Source organism: Brevundimonas sp. GCM10030266 (genome assembly GCF_042666595.1).
Taxonomy (GTDB): Bacteria; Pseudomonadota; Alphaproteobacteria; order Caulobacterales; family Caulobacteraceae; genus Brevundimonas.
In genome coordinates this window covers 347,814-360,697 of sequence record NZ_JBHTCY010000001.1, presented here as the reverse complement: position 1 = coordinate 360,697, position 12,884 = coordinate 347,814, and the positions used below count along the sequence as shown (strand labels likewise).

The window sequence follows — 12,884 nt, the reverse complement described above, 5'->3', positions numbered from 1 at the left end:
CCTTGAGACTGATTTTTCTGGCTCTACCGTGGCGCATGCGTGCGGCGGCGGCAAGGCGGCATGGAGCCTGTTCGGAGGCCGAACGTGGCCTTGATGTCAGCCTTTGGCCCTGTCCGCCTGACCCTCGCGGGCGAGGGCTTCGTTGATCGTGTCCTGATCAGGGTCATCGTCCGAGCCGGTCGCAGCCCCGCCTTCCAGCGATCCCGCGCGGGTGTCCGAGCCCATGTCCGAGCCGTTCAGGGCGTCGATCAGCGCGTCCGTCTTGCGGCCCAGATCCGGCTTCTCGCCCAGATCGTCGGCCTCGCGGGCGTCCTCGGTCTGCTGGGGCTGCTGTTGCTGCGGCATGGCATGGCTCCTTCGCTGATATAGCGGGTGAGGGCAGGGCAGGGTTCCCGCAACGAAAAAGGGCCGGATCGCTCCGGCCCTTCCATCTTGTTTGCGCTAACGCTCGCGACGCGGTCGCTCGCTGCTTGAGCGCGCGAAGCGTCAGGCCGCGTCGGGTCGAAAAGGCGGAGCCTTTTGACCGCGGCCCACAAGAATGCGGCGAAGCCGTCTTACTTCCCGAACAGTTTCGCCCAGCGGCGCTTGTCGCGGTTCTTCCAGGTGCCGCGGTGATAGGCGTCCGAGCCGATCAGCGGCACGACCGTGGTGGCCTCGGCGAAGACCATCTGCTCGTGCGTGGTCTGCACCTTGCCCCACGAGGCGGCTTCCTTGAGCGTCGAGGACGAGCAGGCGCCGTCACGCACGTCGGCGACGGTGATCTGCACGGCGTATTTGTGCATCTCGGCCTCGATGCCGAGGATTTCGGCGCAGACGACGGTGTCCTGGGCGAAGTTCTTCGGCACGCCGCCGCCGACCATGAACAGGCCGGTGACGCCCGCGGCGATCTTGATGTCGGTCAGTTCGCGGAAGTCGGCGACCGCGTCGATCATCAGGTACGGCTTGCCTTCGGCCATGCGCTCCTTCTGGTGCTTCACCAGACCGAAGCCGGCCGAGGAGTCGACGAAGGCCGGGCAGAAGATCGGCACGCCTTCTTCATAGGCGGTCTGGATCAGCGAGCCGGGCTTCTTGGCGTTGCCTTCCGACAGCCACTTGCCCATTTCCCAGATGAACTCACGCGACGAGTAGCCGCGCGGCTCCAGACGGTTGCAGATCTCCAGGATGGTGTGATCGCAGGCCTGGAGCTCTTCCTCGTCGATGTAGGTGTCGTAGATCCGGTCGATGTAGTTTTCGCGCAGGACGTTGTCGTCCACCTCGCCGGCGGCCTGATAGTGCTTGAAGCCGAGGGCTTCGAAGAAGTCCATGTCGACGATCGAGGCGCCGGTGGCGACCACGGCGTCGATCATGCCGAACTTCACCATGTCGCGGTACACGTGCATGCAGCCGCCGGCCGAGGTCGAACCGGCCAGGATCAGCCAGGGCGAGCAGGCCTTGTCTTCCAGCGCCATGTTGAAGATGTCGGCGGCGCGGGCAGTGTCGCGCGACGAGAACGACATCTTGCGCATGCTGTCGATGATCGGACGGGCGTCGAACGAGGTGATGTCGACGTGCTCCACGGTGTTCTGGAGCAGCTGGGCCTTCTGGTTCGATTGAACGGGAGCGTTCATTGCAAGGGTTTCCCTTTGGTTTTGAGCGCCCGTCGTTGGAATAGAAAACAGCGGCCCGGACGGAGCGACGGGCCGCTGTTGTATGGAACGCCTGAGCGACGCTTTCGCGTCAGCGTGACTGTTTTACCGACGCGACTTCTTGCGTTGACCGGCCTTGCCCTTGGGGCGCGACAGGCGAACGACCTTGCGGGCCTGCTCTTCCGCCGTGGTGCGCACGGTCGGGATCGAGCGCGGCGCCAGGCCGTACAGCGAGGCCATCGGGGCGTCCTCGACCGCGGCGATGTCATGCTCGCCATAGCCGTTGAAGCCAGTCGTCATGGCGACGCCATAGGCGCCGAGCATGCCGATCTCGATGAAGTCGCCTTCCTGCACATCGGCGGGCAGCCAGAACGGGCCCGGCATGTGGTCGATGGAATCGCAGGTCGGGCCGTAGAAGCGGAAGGGCTTCAGGTCGTTCGAGCTGTCACCGTCCCGGACCAGCTTGGTCGGGAAGGGCCAGCGCGAGTGGGTCGCGTCGAACAGCGAGCCGTACGAGCCGTCGTTCAGATACAGGGCGTCGCCCTTGCGCAGGTCGACGCGGCACAGGACCGACGAGGATTCGGCGACCAGCGAACGGCCGGGCTCGCACCACAGCTCGGTCGTTTCCGACACGGGCATTTCGCGGAAGCCGCGGTGGATGGCGTCGGCGTATTCGCTCATGTCCGGCGGGACCATGCCCGGATAGACCGAGGGGAAGCCGCCGCCGACATCGACGATGTCCACGAACACGCCCGCGCGGCTGATGGCGCGGCCGACCTGGGCCATGGCGGCCTCATAGGCGGACGGGCGCATGCACTGCGAACCGACGTGGAAGCAGACGCCCATCAGGCCGTCCTTCACTGCCTGGCGGGTGGCCAGCAGCAGCGACGGGGCCTGGTCCGGCGTGACGCCGAACTTGCCCGAAAGGGAATAGGCAGCGCCGTCAGCCGAGACGCCCATCCGGACCAGCAGGTTCAGATCGGTCGCGCCGCCGGTGGATTCGATGATCTTCTGCAGCTCGTCATGGCTGTCGAGCGAGAAGGTGCGAACGCCGTGGTCGAAATAGGCCTTGGTGATCGCGCCGCGGCTCTTGACCGGGTGCATGAAGGCCAGACGCGCGTCGGCGCTGACCGAACGAACCAGTTCGATCTCGCCGATGGAGGCGACGTCAAAGGCGGTGACGCCCGCTTCGATCAGGGTCTCGATGACCCAGCGCGAAGGGTTCGCCTTCACCGCATAGAAGACGTCGGCTTTCAGATTGTCCTGGAACCAGCGCGCCGCTACGGAAACCGAACGCGGCCGCACGAGGGCGACGGGACGTTCAGGGGACCGCTCGCGGACCAGGTCCAGGGGAAGTTGGTACGTGCGCAATTCACGTAAACCCCTGTAATTGTTAACCCAGACCGGCGTTAGCAGCGCAACGTTTAGACCTACGGGGTCCGCCGGAAGGCGCGATATGAGGTCATACGACTGTCATGTAAAGCGGTTTTTTCTAGGCGGGCGTTGAGTTTGCTCGACATTTGTCCGCATGCGGACCGAGCTTGGCGGGCCGCTGATGTGACACAGGCGTAACTTGTCCTCCCGCAGAGCGCTGATACGGTTCGCGCCTGCATTTCCGGGGGATCCTCTCATGCGCCGCGCCGCCCTTCTCGCCGCCGTCTTCCTCGCCGTCACGCCCTGGCAGGCCCAGGCCCAGGTGCCGGCCTCGGAACTGGCCCGCAGCGTCGACATCCCCTTCGAGGAGTTCACCCTCGACAACGGCCTTCGCGTCGTCGTCCACACGGACCGCAAGGCCCCCGTCGTGGCCATCCACGCCTGGTACAATGTCGGCTCCAAGGACGAGCCGCAGGGCCAGACCGGCTTTGCTCACCTGTTCGAGCACATCGGCCTGTTCAATCCGACCGAGAACGTGCCCGGCGGCCTGATGGAGCCCCTGCGCGCCATGGGCGCGACCGACTGGAACGGCACCACCTGGTTCGACCGCACCAACTTCTTCCAGACTGTCCCGACCTCGGCGGTGGAGCAGGCGCTCTATATGGAGAGCGACCGGATGGGCCATCTGCTGGGCGCGCTCAGCCAGGAGCGGCTCGATAACCAGCGCGGCGTCGTCCAGAACGAGAAGCGGCAGGGCGACAACCAGCCCTACGGCCTTGTCTATTACACGGTGCTGGAAACCCTCTTCCCCGAAGGGCATCCCTACCGTCACTCGACCATCGGATCGATGGCCGACCTCGACGCCGCCAGTCTGGAAGACCTGCGCCAGTGGCACCGCGACAACTACGGCCCCAACAACGCCGTGCTGGTGCTGGCCGGCGATATCGACGTCGCCACCGCCCGGACGCTGGTGAACCGCTATTTCGGCCACATCCCGCGTGGCGCGCAGAATGAACCGGCCCAGGCCGACATCCCGACCCTGCCCGCGCGCGTGGACAAGCTGCTGCATGACCGGGTGCCGAACACCCAGCTGAGCCGGACCTGGGTGGTGCCGGGCCTGCTGTCGGAGGAGGCGGCTTCGCTGGACATCGCCGCCAGCATCTTCGGCGGCCTGGCCAGCTCGCGGCTCGACAACGCCCTGGTGCGCGGCGAGGAGACCGCCACCTCGGTCAGTTCAAGCTATCAGCCCTTCCAGCGGCTGGGCATGTTCGATCTGGATGTGAACGTGAAGCCGGGCGGCGACGCCGCGGCGGTCTCGGCCCGTCTTGACGCCCTGCTGGCCGACTACATCGCCAACGGCCCGACCCAGGCCGAGGTCGAGCGGGCGGTCACCCGCCGCATCGCCGGCGTGCTGCAGGCGCTGGAGCCGACCGGCGGCTTCACCGGCAAGGCGGTGACCCTGGCCGAGGGCGAGCTCTATGCGGACGATCCCGGCTTCTACCGCCGCCAGCTGGCCGCCTACGGCGCCGTGACCCCGGCTTCGGTCAAGGCCGTGATGCAGCGTTGGCTGACCCGTCCGGTGCTGGCCATCCGCGTCGATCCGGGCGAGCGCGAGGCCTATGTCGAGGCGGCGGACAGCCGTCCGGCCCCGGCCCCCGCCCAGCCGTTGCCGATCACTCCGCGCGCGCCCATGCCGCCGGTCGGCGAGATGCGCCCGCTGGTCTTCCCGGCGACCGAGCGCCTTCGCCTGTCGAACGGCATCGAGGTCATCTACGCCCGCTCAACGACCGTGCCGATCACCCGCGTGGCGGTCGAGTTCGACGCCGGTCTGGCGGCCGATCCGGCCGACGAACTGGGCACGCAGACCCTGATGCTCGGCCTGCTCAAGGAAGCCGCCGGCGACCGTGACGCCGCCCAGATCGCCGAGCGCGAGGAGCAACTGGGCGCCAACATCAGCGCCGGTGCCTCCATGGACCGCACGGTCGTCAGCCTCATGTCGCCCAGCGCCAACCTCGATCCGTCGCTGGCCCTGATGGGCGACATCATCCGTCGCCCCGGCTTCCGCCCGGCGGACATTGAACGCCGCCGCGCCCAGCAGCTGGCCCAGATCGCCCAGGAACGCAGCTCGCCCAACGGCATGGCCGCCCGCGCCTGGCCCGCTCTCGTCTTCGGGGCCGGGCATCCCTACGGCCGCCCGATGTCCGGCCTGGGCTCGCCCGAGAGCGTGGGCGCGATCAGCCGCGACGAACTGCAGGCCTTCCACGCCCGCTGGATCCGTCCGGACACCGCCCAGGTCTTCGTCGTCTCCGACAAGCCCCTGTCGGAGGTCGCCGCCCTGCTGGAGACCCACCTCGGCCAGTGGGTTCCGCCGGCGTCGTCGCACGGCGTGAAGAATTTCGACGCGGCCATCCCGGCCGCCCAGCCGCGCATCGTGCTGGTTGACCGGCCGCAGTCGCCGCAGTCGATCATCATCGGCGCCATGGTCCTGCCGACGACCGGCCAGCAGGATCGCGTCGTCTTCAACGCCGCCAACGAGGCGATCGGCAGCGGCTTCCTGTCGCGCATCAACCAGGACATCCGCGAGACCCGCGGCTGGTCCTATGGTCTGGGCGGCAACAGTTCCGGGCTGGAGGAGCAGGTGCCCTATCTGATCTCCGCCCCGGTCCAGTCGAACCGCACGGGCGAGTCGGTCCAGGTCCTGATCGACCAGTACAAGGCCTTCCTGTCCGATCGGGGGGTGACCGCCGCCGAGCGCGAGCGGATCGTCAACGCCAATGTCCGCCAGATCCCGGGCCAGTTCGAGACCTCCGCCGCGGTGCTGGGCGCCCTGCGCTCCAACGCCCTGTACGGCCGCCCCGACGACTACTGGACGACGCTGGCCCCGCGCTACGAAGGGCTGGACCAGGCGGCGCTGGACGCCGAGGCCCGCCGCCTCTTCGGCGCGGCGCCCTTCGTCTGGGTGGTGGTCGGCGACGCTGCGACTGTTCGTCCGCAACTGGAGGCCCTGGGCCTGCCGGTCGAGGTGCGGGCCGCCCAATGACCGAGGCGGAAGAGGAAATGCTCGCGGCCCTTGCCTGGATGGCCGCGCAGTATCTCAACGTCGGCGACAACTGGCTCGACCACATGTGCATGAGCGCGGGTGAAATGGCCGTGGAGGTTCTCGTCGCGCGCGGTCTGGTAGAGCCGGAGGGCCGCGGAGGCCGTTGGACGCAGGCCGGATTGGATTTTCTGGCCAAGCACTGAGCGTGGCCCCGGCGCCGTTCCGCTGGACGAAAACGACGCAGGCGTGCCATTAAGACTTGCCTCGCGCGCCTTCACGGGCGATGCGGCGCGCCCTTTTGCAACCGCTTCCCCGCGTGCTCATGACCTCAGCCACCGCAGCCGTCGCGTCCGTCAAGGACGTGTCCAAGACGTTCGGCGCCCGCAAGGCCCTGAACGGCGTCTCCGTCGAGGTCGGCGCGGGCGAGATGGTCGCCCTGATCGGCCCCTCGGGCTCGGGCAAGTCGACCCTCCTGCGCTCGATCACCGGCCTGCAGTCGATCGATCCCGGCGGCACCATCTCCGTCTTCGGCGAGGTGGTGCAGAAGGATGGTCGCGTGACCGGCAAGGTCCGCGCCGCGCGCCAGAAGCTGGGCATGATCTTCCAGCAGTTCAATCTGGTCGGCCGCCTGTCGCTCTTCTCCAACGTCATGCTCGGCGCCCTCGGGCGCGTGCCCGGCTGGCGCGGCTTCTTCGGCCTGTGGCAATCGCAGGACAAGGAGCAGGCCATGGCCGCCCTGCACCGCGTCGGCGTCTCCGACTATGCCGCCCAGCGCGCCAACACCCTGTCGGGCGGCCAGCAGCAGCGCGGCGCCATCGCCCGCGCCATCGTGCAGGGCGCCCAGGCCATCCTGGCCGATGAACCCGTCGCCTCGCTGGACCCGGTCTCGGCCCGCAAGGTCATGGAGCTGCTGGTCGAGCTGAACAAGCGCGACGGCCTCGGCGTCATCGTCACCCTCCACCAGGTCGACTACGCCATCCGCTACTGCGAGCGCGTCATCGCCCTGCAGAAGGGCAAGGTGGTCTATGACGGTCCCTCGACCGGTCTGGACACCGCCCGCCTGATCGAAATCTACGGCCCCGAGTTCGAAGACGCCTTCTGGGAAGCCAAGGCATGATCACGGGCGGCCGGACGCGTCGTTCCGGTGTCGGCCTTTTCGCCGTCGCCGCCCTGGCCCTGTCCGGTCTGGGCCTGTCCGGCTGCGGCGATCGCTCCGATACGGCCGGCAGGCCCGCCGAAAGCATCGATTTCTCCATCCTCTCGGCCCAGGGGCAGGCGTCCGCCGGCCCCCTGTGGCAGCCCCTGCTGGACGACCTGTCCAAGGCCGTCGGCGCGCCGGTCCGACCGCATTTCGCCTCGACCTACGCCGAGCTGGTCGAGGACATGAAGCGGGGCGAGGTCGAGGCCGGCTGGTTCTCGGCCCAGCCCGCCATCGACGCCATCCAGGACGCCGACGGGGAACTGATCGCCCGCACCGTCAGCCCGGAAGGGCTGGACAACTATCGCGCCACTTTGATCGTCAAGGCGGGCTCGGACATCACCCTTGATGACGTGATGGCCTGCGGTCGGCGCTACAGCTTCGGCCTCGGCGACGCCCAGTCGACCTCGGGCACGCTGGCCCCGCTGACCTGGCTGTTCAATCCGCGCGGCATCGACCCGGAGCGCTGCTTCTCGACCGTCCGCTCGAACAACCACGAACGCAACGCCTTCGAGGTCGCCTCCGGCGTGCTGGACGTGGCCACCTCGAACACCGTCAGCGCCGCCGCCCTGCGCGCCCAGAACCCGACGCTCGCCGAGCAGATCCAGGTGATTTGGCAGTCGCCCCCGATCCCGGAGGGCGGCATCATCGTGCGCGGCGATCTGGACCCGGCGACCAAAGAAAAAATCCGCAGCTTCTTCCTGACCTATGGACAGGGGAACGGCGTCGAGGCCGAGCGTCAGCGCCGCGTGCTGTCGGGCCTGCGCTATTCGCGGTTCAACGCCGCCGACGACGACTATCTGGACCCGGTCCGCGAGATGATGGCCGACCAGAGACTGACCACCGCCCGCGCCGCGCGTGACGCCTCCGGCGTCGCCGAGGCCGAGCGTGAACTGCAACGCCTTCGGGCGAAACGTGAGGTTCAACCGTGAACCACCGCCTGTCCCCCCTTGCCGCCCTCAGGGGCGCGATCCGGAAAGCCAACGGCATGAGCCGCCTTCGTACTGCCTTCGCCGCCGTTCTGGCCCTCTCCGTGGTCGTCCTCGGCCTGACCTCGCCGGGCGTCGCCTCGGCCCAGAACGCCGAGCGCCCGACCAAGCTGGTCTTCACCATCCTGTCGGCGGAAGGCCAGGCGTCCTCGGGCCCGCTGTGGCAGCCGCTGCTGGATGATCTGGAGCGCGCGGTCGGCATTCCGGTGGAGCCGATCTTCGGCTCGAACTACAGCGTTCTGGTCGAGGCGATGAGCGCCGATCAGGCCCAGATCGGCTGGTTCTCGGCCCTGCCCGCCGTGCAGGCCATCGACCGCGCCGGCGCCGAGGTGATTGCCCGCACCGTCGATCTGGAAGGCAAGGATTCCTACACCTCGTCCCTGATCGTCCGGAAGGGCTCGGGGATCACGGTCGACGACGTCGTCCAGTGCGGCAAGCGCTACGATTTCGGCATCGGCGACGCCCAGTCGACCTCGGGCACCCTGGCCCCGATGACCTATTTCTTCAGCCCGCGGAACATCAATCCGACCGAGTGCTTCGCCACCGTTCGTTCGGCCAGCCACCAGGCCAACTCCTTCTCGATCGCCAACGATCAGGTCGACATCGCGACTTCGAACTCGGTCAACACCATCTTCCTGCGTCGCCAGAACCCGGACATCGCCGATGCGATCGAGGTCATCTGGCAGTCGCCGCCGATCCCGGAGTCCGGCATCCTGGTCCGCGGCGACCTGCCCGCCGATGTGAAGGCGAAGATCCGCGAGTTCTTCACCACCTACGGCCAGGGCTACGGCCCCGATGTCGCGCGTCAGCGCGAGATCATGACCAAGCTGAACTACTCCCAGTTCCGCGAGGCCGATAACAGCTACCTCGACCCCATTCGTGAGATGAAGGCCGACCAGGCGAAGCGCGAAGGCCGTCCGTCGGACGTCGCGCCGCCGTCCAGCAGCCAGCAGTTCGCCAAATTCGCCCCGTTCGCCCTGATCGGCCTGCTGGCGATCATCGCCATCATCCTCAACCTGCTGCCGAAGCCGACCCCGCCGGCGCTGGCCGCCGACCAGATCCCGGCGCCGCCGAAGAAGTCGGTCGCCGCCTGGTCGCTCGACGTCCTGCTCTGGGGCGGTTTCGCCATCATCCTGATCGCCGCCTTCAACCGCGTCGATCTGCCGAACATCGGCAACCTCTTCTCCAATCCGGAGAAGATGCAGCGCTACGGTCGCGAGTTCCTGAACCCGGACTTCAGCCAGTGGGAGCTGCTGGTCGGCCAGATGTGGCTGACGGTGCAGATCGCCCTGTGGGGCACCTTCCTCGCCGTCTTCCTGGCCGTGCCGCTCAGCCTGATGGCCTCGCGCAACCTGTCGCCCAGCTGGCTGGTCTGGCCGGTGCGCCGCGTGATGGACCTGCTGCGCTCGGTGCCCGATCTGGTCGTCGCCACCCTGTTCATCGTGGCCGTGGGCCTCGGCCCGCTGGCCGGCGTGCTCGCCATCGCCTTCAACACCGCGGGCGTGCTCGCCAAGCTGTTCTCGGAAGCCGTCGAGTCGATCGACAAGGGCCCGATCGAGGGCGTGAAGGCCACCGGCGCCGGCGGCCTGCACGAGATCGCCTGGGGCGTCATCCCGCAGGTGGCTCCGCTGTGGACCTCCTTCGCCCTGTACCGCTTCGAATCGAACAGCCGCGCCGCCACCGTGCTGGGCCTGATCGGCGCCGGCGGCATCGGCCAGACCCTGTTCGAAAGCCTGCAGGCCTTCGAATACGCCAAGGTCTCGACCATCGCGATCATCATCGTCGTGGCCGTCACCCTGATCGACATGCTGTCGCAGGCGATGCGCAAGCGGCTCCTCTGAGCCGTTCGCCATCGGCGTACGAAAAAGCCCGCCCCGTGATCCACGGGGCGGGCTTTCTGTTTCAGGGCTCTGACCCGGGCCTTAGCTCGCGCGCTTCAGATCCGGCGGCGTCGCTTCGTCGGTCAGGATGCGAATGGCTTCCTCGACGGTGACCACCTCCTGCGCCTGCGAGCCGAGACGGCGGATGGCGACCTTGCCTTCCTCGGCCTCCTGCTTGCCGACCACGGCGATGACCGGAACCTTGCCGACCGAGTGCTCGCGCACCTTGTAGCCGACCTTCTCATTGCGCAGGTCGATCTCGGTGCGCAGGCCGGCGGCCTTGAACTTGGCCACCACCTCACGCGCATAGTCGTCGGCGTCGGAGACGATGGTCGCCACGACCGCCTGCGTCGGCGCCAGCCACAGCGGGAAGGCCCCGGCGTAGTTCTCGATCATGATGCCGATGAAGCGCTCGAACGAGCCCAGGATCGCCCGGTGCAGCATGACCGGGCGGTGCTTCTGGCCGTCCTCGGCGATGTAGGTCGCGTCCAGACGTTCGGGCAGGACATAGTCCAGCTGGATCGTGCCGCAGGTCCATTCGCGGCCGATGGCGTCCTTGACGATGAAGTCCAGCTTGGGCGCGTAGAAGGCGCCGTCGCCTTCGGTGACGACCGGCTCGGTGCCGGCGGCGCGGGCGGCCTCGGCCATCAGGGTCTCGGCCTTGTCCCAGAACTCGTCCGTGCCGGCGCGGTTCTCGGGGCGGGTGCCCAGGCTGATGTAGGCCGTTTCCATGCCGAGGTCGGCGTGGACGCTGCGCGCCAGCTTGATGAACTCGGCCGTCTCCTCGACAATCTGGTCCTCGCGGCAGAAGATGTGGGCGTCGTCCTGGGTGAAGCCGCGCACCCGCATCAGGCCGTGCAGCGAACCCGACGGCTCATAGCGGTGACAGGCGCCGAACTCGGCCATCCGCAGCGGCAGCTCGCGGTAAGACCGCTGGCCCTGGTCGAAGATCTGGACGTGGCCCGGGCAGTTCATCGGCTTGAGGGAGAGCTCCTCGCCCTCGACCGTCTCGCAGACGAACATGTTGGGGCGGTACTTGTCCCAGTGGCCGCTCTGTTCCCAGAACTTCCGGTCCAGCACCTGCGGGGTCTTCACCTCGACATAGCCGGCGGCGTCCAGGCGGCGGCGCATATAGGCTTCCAGCACGCGCCACAGGACCCAGCCCTTGGGGTGCCAGAAGACCATGCCCCGGCCCTCTTCCTGCATGTGGAAGAGTTCCATGGCCTTGCCGACCTTGCGGTGGTCGCGCTTCTCGGCCTCTTCCAGACGCTGCATGTGGGCGTCCAGGTCTTCCTTGGTTGCCCAGGCGGTGCCGTAGATGCGCTGCAGTTGCTCGCGCTTGGAATCCCCGCGCCAGTAGGCGCCGGCCAGCTTGGTCAGTTTGAACGCCTTGCCGACGTGGCGCGTCGAGGGGAAGTGCGGCCCCCGGCACAGGTCGATCCAGTCCCCCTGACGGTACAGGGTGATCGTCTCCGTCCCCGGCAGGTCGCGGATCAGCTCGGCCTTGAACTTCTCGCCGCGGTCCTCGAAGAATTTGATCGCGTCCGTCCGTTCCCAGACCTCGCGCTCGAACTTCGCGTCCTTGTCGACGATCTTCGCCATCTGCTTCTCGATGGCCGCGAAGTGGTCCGTCGAGAAGGGCTCCTCGCGGAAGAAGTCATAATAGAAGCCGTCGTCGATGGCCGGGCCGATGGTGACCTGGGTGCCCGGGAACAGCGTCTGCACGGCCTCGGCCAGCACGTGGGCCGTGTCGTGGCGAATGGTCTCCAGCGCCTCGGGGGCGTCGCGCATGATCAGGCGGAAGTCGCCGCCCGTCTCCAGCACGCGGCGCATGTCGCGCTGCTCGCCGTTCAGCTCGGCCAGCACGGCCTTCTTGGCCAGCGACGGTGAGATGGAGGTGGCCACGTCGAACGCCGTGGAGCCTTCGGGATACTGGCGCACGGCGCCGTCGGGGAATTTCAGGTCGATCATCGGTCTGTCTTTTCGGGCGGCGGCGGCACCGGATCATAGGTCCAGTCCAGGCCGCTGAAGGGATGGCATTTACAGAGGCGCCGGACGGTGAGCCATCCCCCCCGGAGCGGTCCGTGCTGGATCAGCGCGTCCCGCCCGTAGTCGGAGCAGGTCGGCCGGAACCGGCACTGCTGCCCGATCAGGGGCGACAGCGTCACCTTGTACCCGCGATGGGCAAGGCGGACGCCGCGTTCGTAGAGGGTATCGCCGAGGGCCATGTCGGTTGCGCTTATCGACCGCGAGGGCGGCTACGACAAGCGATGATCAGGCCGCACCGGCGAGCCTAGTTCGCGTGTCCGGAGTTTTGCGCGCCGTCGCTTGCTGAACAGCCTCCAGCGTCGCCTCGATGGCGACCATGGTCGACGCGTGGCGGGCCGGGTAGTCGGCGACCTGTTTCAGGGCGCGCAGACCCTCGAACCGGCCCTCGGGGCCCTCGCCGCCGGACTTCAGCATGGCCAGCATGGCGTCGCGCGCGGCGGTCAGCTCCGCGACCGAGGCGCCGATCACGCTCTCACCCAGCACGCCCGCCGCGGCCTGACCCAGGGCGCAGGCCTTCACATCCTGCGCGAAGGTGTCGACCTTTCCGTCGGCGTCCAGCGTCACATCGACCACGGCCTTCGAGCCGCACAGCTTGGCGACCCGCTCTCCGGTCCCTTCCGGCGCGGCCAGCCGTCCACTGTGCGGCAGGTTCGCCGCCAGCGTCAGAATGCGCGTGCTGTAGAGCTCGTCGATCATGGGCGGAAAGATAAGGGCTGCGGGCAGGGGAGG

The 12,884-nt window shown here is 67.8% G+C and carries 10 protein-coding genes and 2 pseudogenes; 6 read left to right on the top strand and 6 right to left on the bottom strand.

Features of this window, described 5'->3' with window-relative positions:
- Positions 1-96: 96 nt before the first annotated feature.
- The 3 genes and pseudogenes from ACFQQC_RS01965 to ACFQQC_RS01955 form a co-directional block, all read right to left on the bottom strand.
- A complete protein-coding gene (locus ACFQQC_RS01965) occupies positions 97-345 on the bottom strand; it encodes a ribonuclease (RefSeq protein ID WP_376859165.1) in 249 nt (82 codons plus the stop codon).
- Positions 346-554: 209 nt separating this feature from the next.
- Positions 555-1,651, bottom strand: a pseudogene (locus tag ACFQQC_RS01960) (deoxyhypusine synthase); the annotation flags it as partial.
- Between the two features lie 79 nt (positions 1,652-1,730).
- Positions 1,731-2,996 (bottom strand): type III PLP-dependent enzyme, encoded by a 1,266-nt coding sequence (locus ACFQQC_RS01955; protein ID WP_376859164.1) that lies wholly within the window; start codon positions 2,994-2,996, stop codon positions 1,731-1,733.
- Between the two features lie 259 nt (positions 2,997-3,255).
- Here ACFQQC_RS01955 and ACFQQC_RS01950 point away from each other — a divergent pair, with 259 nt between their 5' ends.
- From ACFQQC_RS01950 to phnE, 6 genes and pseudogenes are all read left to right on the top strand, one after another.
- Positions 3,256-6,039 (top strand): M16 family metallopeptidase, encoded by a 2,784-nt coding sequence (locus tag ACFQQC_RS01950; protein ID WP_376859162.1) that lies wholly within the window; start codon positions 3,256-3,258, stop codon positions 6,037-6,039.
- Complete coding sequence (locus ACFQQC_RS01945; RefSeq protein WP_376859160.1) at positions 6,036-6,242, top strand: hypothetical protein; 207 nt, start codon at positions 6,036-6,038, stop codon at positions 6,240-6,242. Before ACFQQC_RS01950 ends, ACFQQC_RS01945 begins: the two co-directional genes overlap by 4 nt.
- 119 nt (positions 6,243-6,361) lie before the next feature.
- On the top strand, positions 6,362-7,156 hold the full coding sequence (gene phnC / locus ACFQQC_RS01940) for a phosphonate ABC transporter ATP-binding protein (protein ID WP_376859158.1): 795 nt from the start codon (positions 6,362-6,364) through the stop codon (positions 7,154-7,156).
- A complete protein-coding gene (phnD, locus tag ACFQQC_RS01935; protein WP_376859156.1) occupies positions 7,153-8,169 on the top strand; it encodes a phosphate/phosphite/phosphonate ABC transporter substrate-binding protein in 1,017 nt (338 codons plus the stop codon). Before phnC ends, phnD (ACFQQC_RS01935) begins: the two co-directional genes overlap by 4 nt.
- 56 nt (positions 8,170-8,225) lie before the next feature.
- Positions 8,226-9,029: pseudogene (gene phnD, locus ACFQQC_RS01930) on the top strand (phosphate/phosphite/phosphonate ABC transporter substrate-binding protein); the annotation flags it as partial.
- Between the two features lie 240 nt (positions 9,030-9,269).
- A complete protein-coding gene (gene phnE, locus ACFQQC_RS01925) occupies positions 9,270-10,067 on the top strand; it encodes a phosphonate ABC transporter, permease protein PhnE (RefSeq protein WP_376860832.1) in 798 nt (265 codons plus the stop codon).
- A gap of 81 nt (positions 10,068-10,148) precedes the next feature.
- On the opposite strand, the gene thrS is transcribed toward phnE, so the two are convergent.
- Genes thrS through ACFQQC_RS01910 form a run of 3 tightly spaced genes read right to left on the bottom strand, consistent with a single transcriptional unit; the run spans position 10,149 to position 12,851 of the window.
- Entirely contained in the window at positions 10,149-12,077 is a 1,929-nt protein-coding gene (gene thrS / locus ACFQQC_RS01920; RefSeq protein ID WP_376859154.1) for a threonine--tRNA ligase, read from the bottom strand.
- Entirely contained in the window at positions 12,074-12,334 is a 261-nt protein-coding gene (gene yidD / locus ACFQQC_RS01915; protein WP_376859152.1) for a membrane protein insertion efficiency factor YidD, read from the bottom strand. Before yidD ends, thrS begins: the two co-directional genes overlap by 4 nt.
- A 46-nt stretch (positions 12,335-12,380) precedes the next feature.
- Positions 12,381-12,851 carry an iron-sulfur cluster assembly scaffold protein gene (locus ACFQQC_RS01910; RefSeq protein ID WP_376859150.1) on the bottom strand — a complete coding sequence of 157 codons (471 nt, stop codon included), beginning with the start codon at positions 12,849-12,851 and terminating at the stop codon, positions 12,381-12,383.
- Positions 12,852-12,884: the final 33 nt, after the last annotated feature.